Here is a 13674-nt window from a genome sequence, read left to right as displayed (position 1 = left end):
AGTAATTGCGCAAATTTGCAATTCACTTATACATTTATGTATGAATAGTACTTCGGCCACCCTTGACTGGAACCACGTCCGCGCCTTTCTGGCCACCGCCGAACACGGCTCGCTATCGGCTGCGGCTCGCAAGCTGGGTCAGACACAACCGACTTTGTCACGTCAGGTGGCCGCGCTTGAGAGCCGGCTGGGCATCCTGCTGTTTGAACGGGTTGGCCGGCGGCTGCAAATGACAAATGGCGGGCGCGAATTGCTGGCGCAAACTCGTATCATGGGCGATGCCGCTGATCGTTTGGCGCTGGCCGCGTTGGGCCAGTCCCAAAGCATTTCGGGCGAAATCAGTATCACCGCCAGCGATGTTTTTTCCGCCTTCCTGCTACCGCCTGTTTTGCACCGGCTGCGCGGTCTGGCCCCGCATTTGAAAATCAATGTGGTGGCCGATAATGACATCCGCGATATTCTTAAGCGCGAGGCCGATATCGCCATTCGCCACTCGCGCCCGACACAACCGGATCTGATTGCGCGTCTGGTGCGTCAGGCTACCGCGCATTTTTACGCCTCCAGCGGATACCTGAAATTACACGGGCGTCCCAAAACCCTTGCCGATATGGGCGAGCATGATTTTGTTTCCATTGGCAGCCCACAGCAGATGCTGGACTTTATGCTTCCCCTTGGATTGCCACTGGATGAAGGCAATTTCCCGGTCGGATCACAAAACGGCATTGTCGCATGGGAATTGGTGAAACAGGATTTTGGCATTATGATCATGGCCGACGAAGTCGCGGCCCTGACCACAGGGATCGAGCGGGTCTTGCCACAGATGGAGCCGGTGGAGTTTCCGGTCTGGCTGGTCACCCACCGCGAATTGCACACCAGCCGCCGGATACGGCTGGTGTTTGATTTACTGGCCGAAGCCATGGGCCAATCAGCCGCGTAGAACGCCGCCGGTTGCCTTGGCCACCTTGGCAATCACCTTCTCGGACACCACTGCAATATCCTCGTCCGTCAGCGTCTTTTCCACCGGTTGCAAACGCACCGAAATTGCCAATGATTTCTTGCCCTCGCCCAATGACCCACCGATGAATTCGTCAAACACCCGCACGGATTCGATCAGTTTCACGTCCGCACTGGCCGCCGCATTCACCAGTTTCAGCGCCTCGACGCCTTCATCCACCACAAAGGCGAAATCCCGTTCGACCGCCTGCAAATCCCGCAAGGCAAGCGCCGGACGGGTGGCGGATTTGTTGCGCGGAAAGGGCGGCTCCTCAAGAAACACGGTAAAGCCCACCGCAGGCCCCTTCACATCCATTGCCGCCAGCACCTTGGGGTGCAATTCGCCGAATGTCGCCATCACCTTTTTCGGCCCCAGACAGATGTTGCCTGACCGCCCCGGATGCCACCAGTCCGGTGATCCCCGCAGGATCTGCGCCTTGGCAGGTGCCTTGATGGCAGACAAAACCGCCTCGGCATCGGCCTTGGCGTCATAGACATCCACCGCGCGGCGTTCCCCGTGCACATCCTTGGGGCCGGTGTGGCCGATTAGAATACCGGTGGCCAGCAGATGCTGTTCGCCCGGCTCGCCCCCGCTAAAGGCGGGGCCAACCTCGAACAGCGCCATATCGGCAAAGCCGCGCGCCTGGTTGCGGGCGGCGGCCTGCAACAGAGCGGGCAGAAGATCGGGGCGCATGTGGCTCATTTCCGAAGAAATCGGGTTGTCCAGCATGGTGGCGTCATCGCCGCCGCCGAACAATTCCGCGCTGGCCTGATCAATAAAGGAATAGGTCACACATTCATTATAGCCCAGCGACGCAATCGTGCGCCGCGCCATGCTTTCGCGCACCTGCATCGGTGTCAAAATGGGCCGCGCCACGCCTTCGTGGTCGCGCGCCATCGGTTTGCCTTGCAGTTTCGTCAGGGACGCGACCCGCGCCACTTCTTCCACCAGATCGGCAGGTCCCTGCACATCGGGGCGCCAGCTGGGCACCTGCGCCATGTCCTTGTCATCCAGCACAAAGCCCAGCGCAGTCAGCGTTTTCCGCTGTGTTTCCGGTGCGATCTCCATCCCCACCAGCGATTGCACGCGGTCGGTGTCCAGTTGATAGGCGCGGGACACGTCGGGGATTTCACCGGCCTGCACCACTTCGGATGGCTCGCCACCGCACAGATCAAGGATCATCTGTGTGGCCAGTTCCAGCGCCGGTGCGTTGAACAGCGGATCAATCCCGCGCTCGTTACGATAACGGGCGTCCGAATTGATTTTCAGCGCGCGGCCGGTTTTGGCAATCCCGATTGCGTCCCAGACGGCGGCCTCCAGAAAAACATTCACGGTGTCATTGGTGCAGCCCGTTTCCAGCCCGCCCATGATACCGCCGATGCTCTCGATGCCGTTGTCATCTGAAATCACCACCATGCCTTCGGTAAATGTGTATTCCTTTTCGTCCAGCCCGATCAGGATCTCGCCGCCCTTGGCGCGATGCACCCGCAGGTCGCCCGAAACCTTGTCGGCATCGAACACATGCAGCGGCCGGTTGGCATCAATAGTAAAGAAGTTGGTAATGTCCACCAGCGCCGAAATGGGGCGCAAGCCGATTGCCCGCAGGCGTTGTTGCAGCCATTCGGGGCTGGGGCCGTTTTTCACGCCCCTGATCAGCCGGCCCATGAATACCTCGCAACCACTGGTGCGGGTATCCTCGTCAATCGTTACCTTGATCGGGCTTTCGAATGTGCCCTTGACCTGCGCCGTTTTGGCCGGTTTCAGCGTGCCCAACCCGCGCGCCGCCAGATCGCGGGCAATGCCGCGCACGCCCAGCGCATCGGGGCGGTTCGGGGTGATGGCGATGTCGATCACGGGGTCCACTTTGGCGGGATCGTTTTCGGCCAGCCAGTCAACGAATTTCTGGCCCACCTCGCCCGACGGCAATTCGATAATGCCATCGTGTTCGTCCGACAGTTCCAGTTCCTTTTCCGAGGCCATCATGCCGTGGCTTTCCACCCCGCGGATTTTGCCAACCTTGATGGTCAGATCAAGGCCCGGAATATACATGCCCGGCTTGCACACCACCACTGTGATGCCTTGCCGCGCATTGGGGGCGCCGCAGATGATCTGTTTCGTGCCCTCGTCGGTTTCCACCTCGCACACGCGCAGACGGTCAGCGTCGGGGTGCTTTTCGGCCTTTTTCACATAGCCAAGGGTGAAATCCGCCAGCGCATCGGCGGGGTTGATCACCTCTTCCACCTCCAGCCCCAGATCGGTGAGGGCATAGAGAATTTCATCGAGGCTGGCCGATGTGTCCAAGTGGTCTTTTAGCCAAGAGAGTGTGAATTTCATTTTGTTTCCTCGTCCGGATCAATTTCACTGCCGATCAAATTCTCGACCACTTCAAAAAATTCAAACACCAGCGGCATGTCGGGGGTGAATCCGCCGTTGCGTTTGAAATGCTTTTCGCGGGCCTTGCGCCACTCGGCCAGTGTTTCGTGTTCGCCTTCGGCCAGCGCCATGCGCTCGGTCACCTTGTCAAAGGGCAGGGTTTTGACCGAAGTGGTTTTGACCACCACCGCCGGCGTGCCATCCCAGTTGGCAATGATATCGCAACGCCCGACCTTGGGCATCGCGGCCTCGTCGCCGCCGAATTCGGCCAGCGGGGCACATTCGGCGTGCTTGGTCTTGGCCCGCACCAGTGCGATCAGGGCGGCGGATGTCTCGGCATCCTCGCCCAGAGTGAACGTCCCCGCGCCGGGGTATGTGTCTTGCAGGTCTATGATCATGGGCGGATGCCTTGGGTTGTCAGCAGAGGTGTTAATTTGCACCGCTCATATCCGATCCAATGGCGCGGTAAAAGAGTGGAGAGGAATTAAAATTCCCCGCCCGGCTTGCCCGGGCAGCGCCCGACCCTCCCCACGGAGGGCGCTTTTGCGGCGGTGCGTCCGGCAATGACCTTGTGGTTCCTGCACCGGTGTTCCCCATCCAAACCCATGTAAACGCCCTCCAGGGTCAGGCGCTGCCCTGTGTTGAAAATATGCAAAGTCAGGAATAATCCTGTATCTAAGATAGTTGAGCATAATCACTCAACTTGCTTTTGATAGCCTCAATTGAACCTATAATTTTCATGCCCAATTCATCTTTATCTGTCCAAGTTCCGTAAAGAACTCTACGACTTTTCCGCAGTTCCTCTGCAGCAGCATCGTTTGAATCTTCTGATAGATCGGAGAGTTCCTCGATAGCCAAAGCCACTTCAGTTCGTGCATTAAACAGGGCTGTAACATGCGGTTTAGTAACTTCCGAACCAATCACTGCATCACACCTAATTTGAAATTCTCTGAGCCGCTGAAAAAGCTCATTGGCATCGGTAATTCTCTGATATCTGCGCTCATAAACAAACTTTTTATCATCCGCTTTGCCCACTGGTATACGATCAATAGGATTGCGAATATTTTTGAAAGCATCCTCAATATTTGAAACAATAAAAATCATCTCTTCGGCAACTTCTGACTTTCGAATTGTTTGACGCTCCTTTCGCCAACCTTCCAATTGACGATAAGCAACCCAAACACCGAATGACACGGCAAATGCCATCACCAACTGCGCTAGAGAATTTATGCATTCAAAGATATTTGAAGACGTCACCGCGATAACCCACCATGCAACGTCGGCATATCCAGCGCCCCGAACCCGTAGTGCCGCAGCCAGCGCAGGTCACTGTCAAAGAACGCCCGCAGGTCGGGGATGCCGTATTTCAGCATCGCGATCCGGTCGATGCCCATGCCAAAGGCAAAGCCCTGCCATTTGTCGGGGTCAATACCGCCCGCCTGCAACACCTTGGGGTGCATCATGCCCGAGCCAAGAACCTCCATCCAGCCGTCGCCCTCGCCGATGCGCAACTGCCCGTCGACCCATGAACACTGGATATCCACCTCGGCCGATGGTTCCGTGAAGGGGAAGTGCGAGGCGCGGAAACGGGTTTTGATGCCGTCGATTTCGAAAAACGCGGCAAAGAATTCTTCCAGCACCCATTTCAGGTTGGCCATGGAAATATCCTTGCCAATCGCCATGCCCTCGACCTGATGGAACATCGGCGTGTGGGTCTGGTCATAGTCGCTGCGATAAACGCGACCCGGCGCGATCACGCGAATTGGGGCGCCGGTTTTTTCCATCGCGCGGATCTGCACGGGGGATGTGTGGGTGCGCAGCACATGCGGCGGGCGGTCGTCGCCTTTTGCACGGTTCATATAGAAGGTGTCGAATTCCTGACGGGCGGGGTGGTGCGGCGGGATGTTCAGCGCGTCAAAATTGTACCAGTCGTTTTCGATCTGCGGGCCCTCGGCCACCTTGAACCCCATATCGGCAAAGATGGCCGCGACTTCTTCGGTCACCTGTGACACCGGATGGATTGTGCCATGGGGGCGGCTGTGCGCGGGCAGGGTTACATCCAGCCATTCGCTGCGCAGGCGGTCATCCAGCGCGGCATCGGCCAGAGCGGCCTTTTTGGCGGCGATGGCGGAGTTGATCTCGTCCTTGAGCGCGTTCAGCTTGGGACCGGCCACCTGCCGTTCCTCGGGCGTCATTTTGCCCAGCTCGCGCATTTTCAGCGAAACCTCGCCTTTTTTGCCCACAGCGGCGACGCGCAAATCCTCGAGTGCCGCTTCATCCGCGACATTGGCAATGGCGTCGATATATTTCTGTCGTAGCGCGTCCATCAGACATTCCTTCGTTTGATCACAGCCCTGCTAACACAAAGCGCAGGCAAAGAAAAAGCCGCGAAACCCGAAAAGGGCCGCGGCTTCTTTGAATTCATTACCCTAAACGGGGGCAGTTTTACGCGAGCGCGGCCTGGGCCTTTTCAACGATCGCTGTAAAGGCATCCGGTTCGTTCACAGCCAGATCGGCCAGAACCTTGCGGTCAACCTCGATGCCCGCTTTGGACAGGCCGTTGATGAAACGCGAATATGTCAGCGCTTCGTCGTGGCTGCGCACGGCGGCGTTGATACGCTGGATCCACAGGGCGCGGAAATTGCGTTTGCGCTGCTTGCGGTCGCGGGTTGCGTATTGGTTCGCCTTGTCCACAGCCTGTGTAGCTGATTTGAACAGGTTTTTACGGCGGCCTTTAAAACCTTTGGCGGCTTTGATGACTTTCTTATGGCGGGCTTGGGTCGTTGGACCTGAAGTAACTCTCATTGCTCAATCCCTCCTTAGCGGCTGTATGGCATCATCGACTTGATGATTTTCTCATCAGGAGCCGACAGCGTGGTTGTGCCGCGCGCGTTGCGCAGGAATTTGTTGGAACGCTTGATCATGCCGTGGCGTTTGCCGGCCTGACCTGCTTTGACACGGCCCTTGGCCGTGACCTTGAACCGCTTTTTGCAGCTCGATTTCGTCTTCATCTTAGGCATTTCCGTCTCCTTACAGATGGGCGGTTGAAACGCGACTCGGCATGCCTTGCCAGCCGGTCGCGCGGTCTCAAGATGCGTCGTATAGGCCGCCTGGGGCCATATGACAAGGGAAAAACGCGTCGGTTTCAGTGCTTGGGGCGTAGACCTAGTTGATATATTTTCCGATCACACGGGCAAAGGCCTGCGGAATTTCCTGAAAGCTGTATCCGCTGGGCTTTTGCAGGATGGCGATCATGATCATACCGCCACCGATCATAACCATGATCGACGCAATCCGCGGTGTCCGGCGATCAATAAACGAGCTGACAATCGACGGTATGGCCAGACCGCAAACAATCAGGCCAATCACCAGAAATAGATCCGCATTCATCAATAACCCTCCAGAACACACATATTAAAGGAGGTATTATTCCTGTTCAGAACGAAAAATCAACCTTTCTTCGCACGGCGCAACCCTGAGGATATTGGTGGTTCCGGGCACATTGAAGGGCACACCGGCGGTCACAACGATCTGGTCCTTTTCCGTCGCCAGCCCGGACGAGCGCGCCGCACGCGCCGCACTGACCACGGCCAGTTTGAAACGGTCCACATCACCCGAGAAATAGCAATTCACCCCCCAGCTAAGACACAGGCGCCGCGCGGTGCCGGTAAGCGGGGTCAGCGCGATGATCGGCACGCTGGGGCGTTCGCGGGCGGTCAACAGGGCAGTGGTGCCCGACTGGGTAAAGCAGCAGATCGCCTTGATGTCGGTGGTTTCGGCAATTTCACGGGCGGCGGCAACGATACTGTCAGCCACCGTGCTGCGTTTCAGTTTGCGCGATGCCTCGATCACGTCGCGATAGATCGGGTCGTTCTCGACCTCGATTGCGACGTTGTTCATCGTGGTCACGGCTTCGATCGGAAACCGCCCTGCGGCGGATTCAGCCGACAGCATGATGGCATCCGTGCCCTCGTAAATCGCGGTCGCCACGTCGGACACCTCGGCCCGGGTGGGCACGGGGCTGTCGATCATGCTTTCCAGCATCTGGGTTGCCACGATCACCGGTTTGCCGGCCGCGCGGCAGCCACGGATCAGCTGTTTCTGGATCGGCGGCACATTCTGCACCGGCAGTTCCACGCCCAGATCGCCACGGGCCACCATGATCCCGTCCGAGACCTCCAGAATTTCCTTGAACGCCGTCACCGCCGCCGGTTTCTCGATCTTCGACAGAATCGCCGCGCGGCCTTGCGCCAGTTCGCGCGCCTCGAGCACGTCTTCGGGGCGCTGCACAAATGACAGCGCCAGCCAGTCCACACCCAGCTGGCAGACAAACTCCAGATCCTTGCGGTCCTTTTTCGAAAGCGCCGCCAACGGCAGCACTACATCGGGCACATTCACCCCTTTGCGGTTGGAAATCGTGCCGCCGACAATCACGGTGCAATCTGCGTAATCCTCGCCACATTCGTTGACCCGCAATTCGACCTTGCCGTCATCCACCAGCAGGGTCGATCCGGGTTTCAAAGCCGCGAAAATTTCGGGATGGGGCAGGCGCACGCGGTGGTTTTCACCCGGGGCCTTATCCAGATCGAACCGGAAATCCTGCCCGTCCTCCAGTTCTGCTGCCTTATTGGCGAATTTACCGCAGCGCAGTTTCGGCCCCTGCAAATCGGCCAGAATGGCGATCGGGCGGTCCAGATCCTTTTCGATCTTGCGGATGATCCGGTGGCGTTCGCGTATCTCGTCATGCTCGCCGTGGCTCATGTTCAGACGGAACACATCGGCGCCGGCCTCGAACAGGGCGCGGATCATGTCATAGTCATTGGAGGACGGCCCCAGGGTGGCCACGATTTTCACATTGCGCAGGCGCTTCATACTGCCTCGTTCCTTGTCTTGTTCTTCATTTATCGGTGGGCCACGGGTTATATGCCGCAAAAACCCGACTGATACAACTGGCGCTTTGCCGGTCCTGCCCTTATGTGGGGTATAAAAGCAAAAGCTAACAAGAACATGACATACCAACCCTATCATATCATCGGGGCCGACCGCCCCGCCCGCTGGCTGATTACGGCAGACCACGCCGCCAATACCGTGCCCGAACAGGTGAACGGCGGCGACCTCGGCCTGCCGCCAGAGGAAATGGCCCGCCATATCGCCTATGATCCGGGATCGGCGGGGGTGACATATGCGCTGGCCGAGCTGCTGGACGCGCCCGCGATCCTGTCGGATTTCTCCCGCCTTGTGATTGATCCTAACAGGGGCGAGGACGACCCGACCCTGATCATGAAACTGTATGACGGCACCATCATTCCGGCCAACCGGCATGTGGATGCGACCGAACGCGAACGCCGGCTGAACGCCTGTTACCGGCCCTATCACGCGGCGCTGGGGGAACTGGCAGGGCGGCGGGACGATACGCTTTATGTGGCGATCCACAGCTATACGCCGCAGTTGAACGGTTATCCGAAACGCCCGTGGCATATCGGGGTACTATATGCCGGGGACACCCGCCTGTCGGCCCCTCTGGTCGAACGGCTGCGGCAGGAACCGGACCTGTGTGTTGGTGAAAACGAACCCTATGGCGGGCATCTGGTGGGCGATTCCGTGGACAGGCACGCGATTGCCTACAACCGGCCGAATGTGCTGATCGAGATCCGCAATGACCTGATCAAAACCGACGAACAACAGGTGGCATGGGCCAAACGCCTTGCACCGGTCCTTGAACAGGTGCTTACTGACAGCGGACTATAGGAGGAAGCCATGCCACATATCACCGTTGAATACGCCGGACATCTGGATGAAACCCACTGTCTGACCGGCGTGTGTCAGGCGCTGTTCGATGCCGCCGCGGCATCCGGTGTGTTCCCTGACGTGTCCGCCATCAAGGTGCGCGCCATCCCCTGCCCCTTCTTTCGTATCGGCACCGAGCCGCAAAGCTTTGCCCATGCCACCATCCGCCTGCTGGCCGGTCGCGACGAGGCCACCAAGGCCGAGCTGACCCGCAGCATACTGGCCGCACTGGATCAGGCCCTGCCCGATGTCGGCAGCCTGTCGGTGGATATCAAGGACATCGACACCGCCACCTACGCCAAACGCACGCTATAAAGAACAGGAACCACCAATGGACGACCAGACCCGTATCGAAATCGAGGCCGCCGCCTTTCGCCGCCTGCAACAGCACCTGATGCAGGACCGCAGGGATGTGCAGAATATCGACATGATGAATCTGGCCGGTTTCTGCCGCAACTGCCTGTCACGCTGGTATCAGGAAGCCGCCGCCGAGCGCGGGGTGGAAATGACCAAGGACGAGGCGCGCGAAGCCTATTACGGTATGCCCTATTCCGAGTGGAAAGAGAAATACCAGACCGAAGCCAACCCCGAAAAGCAGGCCGCGTTCAAGGTGGCTTTTGCCGAAAATGTGGGCGAAAGCGACGGTTAGGGCGTAGACCTATACCGCCGCCTTGCGGCTCTCTTCCAGATAAATCTCGCGCAGGCGGGCGGCCACCGGCCCCGGCGTGCCGTCACCCAGTTTCGCGCCGTCAATTTCCACAACCGGCATCACGAATGTGCTGGCCGAGGTGATGAAGGCCTCGTCCGCGCCTTGCGCTTCCTCGATGCTGAAGCTGCGCTCCTCGACAACCATCTGCGCCTCTTTGGCAAAGCGCAAAACCGCCTTGCGGGTGATGCCGTGCAGGATATCGTTGGACAATTCGCGGGTGATGATTTTGCCGCCCTTGACGATATAGGCGTTGTTCGATGTGCCCTCGGTCACCTTGCCATCCTCGACCAGCCATGCGTCATCCGCACCGGCGGCCTTGGCCATCATTTTACCCATCGACGGATACAGCAGTTGCACGGTCTTGATATCGCGACGGCCCCAGCGTTCATCCGGAATAGAGATCACCTTGATGCCCTTTTTCACCACCGGATTATCCGCCAGCCCTGGCTTGTTCTGGGTGAAAAGCACGATGGTGGACGGCACCTTGGCCGGATCGGGGAACACGAAATCACGGTCATCCGGCGCGCCGCGGGTGATTTGCAGATAAATCATGCCCTCGTTTATATCGTTCAACCGCACCAGCTCACGGTGCACCTCAAGCAGATCATCCATGCTGATCGGGCTGGCCATGTCCAGTTCTTTCAACGAGCGCTCCAGCCGCACCGCGTGGCCCTCAAAATCAATCAGCTTGCCATCCAGCACGCTGGTCACCTCGTAAACGCCATCGGCCATCAGAAAGCCGCGGTCAAAGATCGAAACCTTCGCCTCGCCTTCGGGCATGTATTCTCCGTTTAAATAGACTGTGCGGCTCATGGCATTCTCCTTGTTTCAATATGTTTTCAGGGCGGGCCCGCGAAAGGTCAAGCTATTATCCGGTCATAATTCAATAAGGGATGAAATCATCGGCGTGCAAGCACCCCTTGCGCAGCAGATGTTGCAGGGCAAGCGCCACGGAATGTGCGTCATCCACCGCGTTGTGGGCAGCCCCGCCCTCTCGCTCTACACCAAAGTGCGCGGCAAGGTTCGGACTACGCAAGGTGACGATTTCGTCGTGCGCAATTCCGGCTTTCAACAGTAAAACCGGCGCGTTGCCAAACCGTGTGGCAGGGATCGGCGCGGGAATACCCGCCAGATAACATGAAATGGCCAGCGCCTGATATTCGTCACGGCCCCATGCCCAGAAGGGCGCACCACCGGAAAAGCCATCAAAGGCGGAAAGCGCTTCGGCCAGTTCCAAACCTTCTTGCGCCACCTTCTCCTGTGTGATGCCGGTCAGCCTAGTGAAATATGAATCCAGCGCGCAAACTTCGCCCAGCCGGTCACGCGGGACAACAATCTGACTGAAACGCGCGCCGATGTCATAATTTCCGTTCAGATCAAGACGCACAGCACCAAGCTGCACAAGAATCTGGTCAGGATCGCGCGGGCCACACCAGAACCGGCTTGGCGCACCTTCAGACGTTAGAAACTCGCAATCCCAGATAATTGCCTGCTCCATGACCTAGCCCCACAAGGCGGCGTTGGGTGGGTGCACGCCGGCCTCGTCAAAATGCAGCGCATGCTCGCGGTCTTCGGCCAGCAACAGCGGTCCGTCAAGGTCTGTATAGGCCACGCCCTGCGCGATCAAGGTGGCAGGGGCCATCGCCAGCGATGATCCCACCATACAGCCCACCATCACGCCGTAACCTTCGGCTTCGGCCGCCTTTCGCAAGGCAATCGCCTCGGTCAGCCCGCCGGTTTTGTCCAGCTTGATGTTGACGATATCGTATTTGCCCTTCAGCGCGGGCAGGCTGTCGCGGTCGTGACAGGCCTCGTCGGCGCAAACGGGCACGGGACGCTCCATGCCGGTCAGGGCGTCATCATCGCCTGCGGGCAGCGGCTGTTCCACCAGCCCAACCCCGAGGCGCAGCAAATGCGGGGCAAGGTCTGCGTAAACTTCGGCGGACCAGCCCTCGTTCGCGTCAATGATGATGCGGGATTTCGGCGCACCGGCACGCACCGCTTCTAGCCGGATCATATCGTCGGGCGTGCCCAGCTTGATCTTCAACAGCGGGCGAAAGGCGTTTCTGGCGGCTTGTTCCTGCATCTTTTCCGGCGTGTCCAGCGACAGGGTATAGGCGGTGATTTCCGGTTTCGGGGCGGGCAGGCCTGCCAGTTCCCAAACCCGTTTACCGGCCTGTTTCGCCTCCAGATCCCACAGGGCGCAATCCACCGCGTTGCGGGCGGCACCCGGCGACAAAGCATCCTGCAAATCCGCGCGGGTGATGCCCTCGGGTAATCCTTCGATTTCGGCCGTCACACTGTCCAGCGTTTCGTCATAGCGGGCATAGGGCACACATTCGCCCCAGCCGGTGACGCCATCGCGCGTGACGCGGACGGTCAGCACCCTGGCCTCGGTCCGCGAGCCGCGCGATATGGTGAACACCTGTGCCAGTTTGAACACATCGGGGGTAACGGTTATTGTCATTGCATACTCCTGAAGGCAGGACAGCCGCTTGCGGGCGAAACCTCGTCCGCAAGATTGCCCAAAGGCGGATGAAACGCCAGCCTAAATCGCCTCCAGCGCATCCACCAGACGACCAGCCCCCTGACGAAACGGGTCAACCGCCGGAATACCCATGCGTTTTTCCAGCTCCTCCAGATAGGACAACGCCTGATCCTCGCCGAAATGCTGGGTGTTGACCGAAACACCGGCCACCTGACATTTCGGGTTCACCACACGGGCCAGCGGCAGGGCGGTGTCGCGCAGCTGGTCCAGCGTGGGCAGGGAATAATCCGGCAACCCGCGCATATGGGTGCGGGTCGGCTCGTGCGCCAAAATCAGAGCATCAGGCTGCCCGCCATGGATCAGCGCCATCGTCACGCCGGAATAGGAGGCGTGGAACAGGCTGCCCTGCCCCTCGATATGATCCCAGTGATCATCGTCATTATCCGGCGTCAGATACTCAACCGAACCAGCCATGAAATCGGCGATCACCGCATCCAGCGGCACCCCGTGGCCGGTAATCAGGATACCGGTCTGGCCGGTGGCGCGGAAGGTTGATTTCATACCGCGCTTGTTCATCTCGGCATCCATCGCCAGCGCCGTATACATCTTGCCCACCGAACAATCGGTGCCCACCGCCAGCACCCGCTTGCCGCTGCGCTTCCTGCCGTTGGCGATGGGGTAGCCCACCGAGGGCACCCGCACATCATGCAGCGTGGCGCCATAGGTCTGCGCCGCCGCCACCAGCGGGCCTTCGTCGCGCAGCAGGTTGTGCAGCCCGCTGGCAATATCCATCTCCAGTTCCAGCGCCCGCACCATCACATCGCGCCAACTGTCGGAAATATGGCCGCCGCGGTTGGCCACACCGATCACCATGGTTTTCACACCGGCCGCCTTGGCCTCTTCCAGCGTCATATCCTTCAGGCCAAGGTCAGCGCCACAGCCTTCCATCCGGAACTGGCCCAGCGCGTTTTGCGGCCGCCAGTCCTTGATCCCCTGGGCCACTTTGGCCGCCAATTGGTCCGGCGCGTCGCCGAGAAAAAGAAGATACGGTGTTTCGATCATGATTCTGCCCCTGAAAAATTCCTTGGGGATCATGCGGGATCATTTGCGGAAATGGGTTGCAATAAGCACCAACTATAAGGTTATTTTTGGAAGAAACAGCGAAGAATTGCATCTTTGAGCGAAGAATGTTCTCTTTGTCAGGCGAAGAGCCGAGATTCTTCCGCCCATTGCAGCCCCCCGCAATCACACAGAATTTTCCAGCCTTGCAGGCGCCTGCGCACTATAATATCAAAACCACAACGCAATCCGAAACATCATTAC

The 13674-nt window shown here is 58.7% G+C and carries 16 protein-coding genes; 4 read left to right on the top strand and 12 right to left on the bottom strand.

The window, feature by feature from the left end; all coding sequences use genetic code 11:
* The first annotated feature begins 40 nt into the window (after nt 1–40).
* Entirely contained in the window at nt 41–937 is an 897-nt protein-coding gene (locus BAR1_RS02190) for a LysR family transcriptional regulator (RefSeq protein WP_118941504.1), read from the top strand.
* On the opposite strand, the gene pheT is transcribed toward BAR1_RS02190, so the two are convergent.
* The 8 genes from pheT to pyk form a co-directional block, all read right to left on the bottom strand.
* Nucleotides 926–3328, bottom strand: coding sequence for a phenylalanine--tRNA ligase subunit beta (gene pheT / locus BAR1_RS02185; RefSeq protein ID WP_118941503.1), 2403 nt, complete (start codon nt 3326–3328; stop codon nt 926–928). The two genes, BAR1_RS02190 and pheT, sit on opposite strands and share 12 nt — an antisense overlap.
* On the bottom strand, nt 3325–3765 hold the full coding sequence (locus tag BAR1_RS02180) for an ASCH domain-containing protein (protein WP_118941502.1): 441 nt from the start codon (nt 3763–3765) through the stop codon (nt 3325–3327). The genes pheT and BAR1_RS02180 overlap by 4 nt, the downstream gene beginning before the upstream one ends.
* A gap of 277 nt (nt 3766–4042) precedes the next feature.
* Nucleotides 4043–4573 carry a hypothetical protein gene (locus BAR1_RS02175; RefSeq protein WP_118941501.1) on the bottom strand — a complete coding sequence of 177 codons (531 nt, stop codon included), beginning with the start codon at nt 4571–4573 and terminating at the stop codon, nt 4043–4045.
* Between the two features lie 47 nt (nt 4574–4620).
* Nucleotides 4621–5694, bottom strand: coding sequence for a phenylalanine--tRNA ligase subunit alpha (gene pheS / locus BAR1_RS02170; protein WP_118941500.1), 1074 nt, complete (start codon nt 5692–5694; stop codon nt 4621–4623).
* Nucleotides 5695–5812: 118 nt separating this feature from the next.
* Nucleotides 5813–6172 (bottom strand): 50S ribosomal protein L20, encoded by a 360-nt coding sequence (gene rplT / locus BAR1_RS02165; RefSeq protein WP_118941499.1) that lies wholly within the window; start codon nt 6170–6172, stop codon nt 5813–5815.
* Between the two features lie 14 nt (nt 6173–6186).
* The gene (gene rpmI / locus BAR1_RS02160) at nt 6187–6387 is read right to left on the bottom strand and encodes a 50S ribosomal protein L35 (protein ID WP_118941498.1); all 201 of its coding nucleotides are present in this window, start codon (nt 6385–6387) and stop codon (nt 6187–6189) included.
* 145 nt (nt 6388–6532) lie between these two features.
* Nucleotides 6533–6757, bottom strand: a complete 225-nt coding sequence (locus tag BAR1_RS02155) for a hypothetical protein (RefSeq protein ID WP_118941497.1) — start codon at nt 6755–6757, stop codon at nt 6533–6535.
* A gap of 36 nt (nt 6758–6793) precedes the next feature.
* Entirely contained in the window at nt 6794–8239 is a 1446-nt protein-coding gene (pyk, locus tag BAR1_RS02150; protein WP_118941496.1) for a pyruvate kinase, read from the bottom strand.
* A 135-nt stretch (nt 8240–8374) separates the two neighbouring features.
* Between pyk and BAR1_RS02145 the strand changes: the two genes are divergently transcribed.
* Genes BAR1_RS02145 through BAR1_RS02135 form a run of 3 tightly spaced genes read left to right on the top strand, consistent with a single transcriptional unit; the run spans nt 8375 to nt 9803 of the window.
* Complete coding sequence (locus BAR1_RS02145; RefSeq protein WP_118941495.1) at nt 8375–9115, top strand: N-formylglutamate amidohydrolase; 741 nt, start codon at nt 8375–8377, stop codon at nt 9113–9115.
* A gap of 9 nt (nt 9116–9124) precedes the next feature.
* Complete coding sequence (locus tag BAR1_RS02140) at nt 9125–9469, top strand: 5-carboxymethyl-2-hydroxymuconate Delta-isomerase (RefSeq protein WP_118941494.1); 345 nt, start codon at nt 9125–9127, stop codon at nt 9467–9469.
* Between the two features lie 16 nt (nt 9470–9485).
* Nucleotides 9486–9803 carry a DUF1244 domain-containing protein gene (locus BAR1_RS02135; protein ID WP_118941493.1) on the top strand — a complete coding sequence of 106 codons (318 nt, stop codon included), beginning with the start codon at nt 9486–9488 and terminating at the stop codon, nt 9801–9803.
* Nucleotides 9804–9812: 9 nt separating this feature from the next.
* Here BAR1_RS02135 and BAR1_RS02130 read toward each other — a convergent pair whose 3' ends face one another.
* From BAR1_RS02130 to dgcN, 4 genes are all read right to left on the bottom strand, one after another.
* Nucleotides 9813–10676 (bottom strand): D-amino-acid transaminase, encoded by an 864-nt coding sequence (locus tag BAR1_RS02130; RefSeq protein ID WP_118941492.1) that lies wholly within the window; start codon nt 10674–10676, stop codon nt 9813–9815.
* A 70-nt stretch (nt 10677–10746) separates the two neighbouring features.
* A complete protein-coding gene (locus tag BAR1_RS02125) occupies nt 10747–11361 on the bottom strand; it encodes a 3'-5' exonuclease family protein (protein WP_118941491.1) in 615 nt (204 codons plus the stop codon).
* 3 nt (nt 11362–11364) lie between these two features.
* On the bottom strand, nt 11365–12330 hold the full coding sequence (gene dgcA / locus BAR1_RS02120; RefSeq protein ID WP_118941490.1) for an N-acetyl-D-Glu racemase DgcA: 966 nt from the start codon (nt 12328–12330) through the stop codon (nt 11365–11367).
* 81 nt (nt 12331–12411) lie between these two features.
* On the bottom strand, nt 12412–13413 hold the full coding sequence (gene dgcN, locus BAR1_RS02115; protein ID WP_118941489.1) for an N-acetyltransferase DgcN: 1002 nt from the start codon (nt 13411–13413) through the stop codon (nt 12412–12414).
* Nucleotides 13414–13674 lie beyond the last annotated feature (261 nt).

It is taken from the genome of Profundibacter amoris, assembly GCF_003544895.1.
GTDB lineage: Bacteria > Pseudomonadota > Alphaproteobacteria > Rhodobacterales > Rhodobacteraceae > Profundibacter > Profundibacter amoris.
Note: the sequence above shows the minus strand (reverse complement) of the source record. Positions and strands in the feature narration are given on the sequence as shown.

Excerpts from the sequence above, each read along its gene's own strand:
- BAR1_RS02190 (WP_118941504.1), top strand. The coding sequence starts at position 41 with ATGAATAGTACTTCGGCCACCCTTGACTGGAACCACGTCCGCGCCTTT.
- pheT (WP_118941503.1), bottom strand. The coding sequence starts at position 3,328 with ATGAAATTCACACTCTCTTGGCTAAAAGACCACTTGGACACATCGGCC.
- BAR1_RS02180 (WP_118941502.1), bottom strand. The coding sequence starts at position 3,765 with ATGATCATAGACCTGCAAGACACATACCCCGGCGCGGGGACGTTCACT.
- BAR1_RS02175 (WP_118941501.1), bottom strand. The coding sequence starts at position 4,573 with ATGGCATTTGCCGTGTCATTCGGTGTTTGGGTTGCTTATCGTCAATTG.
- pheS (WP_118941500.1), bottom strand. The coding sequence starts at position 5,694 with ATGGACGCGCTACGACAGAAATATATCGACGCCATTGCCAATGTCGCG.
- rplT (WP_118941499.1), bottom strand. The coding sequence starts at position 6,172 with ATGAGAGTTACTTCAGGTCCAACGACCCAAGCCCGCCATAAGAAAGTC.
- rpmI (WP_118941498.1), bottom strand. The coding sequence starts at position 6,387 with ATGCCTAAGATGAAGACGAAATCGAGCTGCAAAAAGCGGTTCAAGGTC.
- BAR1_RS02155 (WP_118941497.1), bottom strand. The coding sequence starts at position 6,757 with ATGAATGCGGATCTATTTCTGGTGATTGGCCTGATTGTTTGCGGTCTG.
- pyk (WP_118941496.1), bottom strand. The coding sequence starts at position 8,239 with ATGAAGCGCCTGCGCAATGTGAAAATCGTGGCCACCCTGGGGCCGTCC.
- BAR1_RS02145 (WP_118941495.1), top strand. The coding sequence starts at position 8,375 with ATGACATACCAACCCTATCATATCATCGGGGCCGACCGCCCCGCCCGC.
- BAR1_RS02140 (WP_118941494.1), top strand. The coding sequence starts at position 9,125 with ATGCCACATATCACCGTTGAATACGCCGGACATCTGGATGAAACCCAC.
- BAR1_RS02135 (WP_118941493.1), top strand. The coding sequence starts at position 9,486 with ATGGACGACCAGACCCGTATCGAAATCGAGGCCGCCGCCTTTCGCCGC.
- BAR1_RS02130 (WP_118941492.1), bottom strand. The coding sequence starts at position 10,676 with ATGAGCCGCACAGTCTATTTAAACGGAGAATACATGCCCGAAGGCGAG.
- BAR1_RS02125 (WP_118941491.1), bottom strand. The coding sequence starts at position 11,361 with ATGGAGCAGGCAATTATCTGGGATTGCGAGTTTCTAACGTCTGAAGGT.
- dgcA (WP_118941490.1), bottom strand. The coding sequence starts at position 12,330 with ATGACAATAACCGTTACCCCCGATGTGTTCAAACTGGCACAGGTGTTC.
- dgcN (WP_118941489.1), bottom strand. The coding sequence starts at position 13,413 with ATGATCGAAACACCGTATCTTCTTTTTCTCGGCGACGCGCCGGACCAA.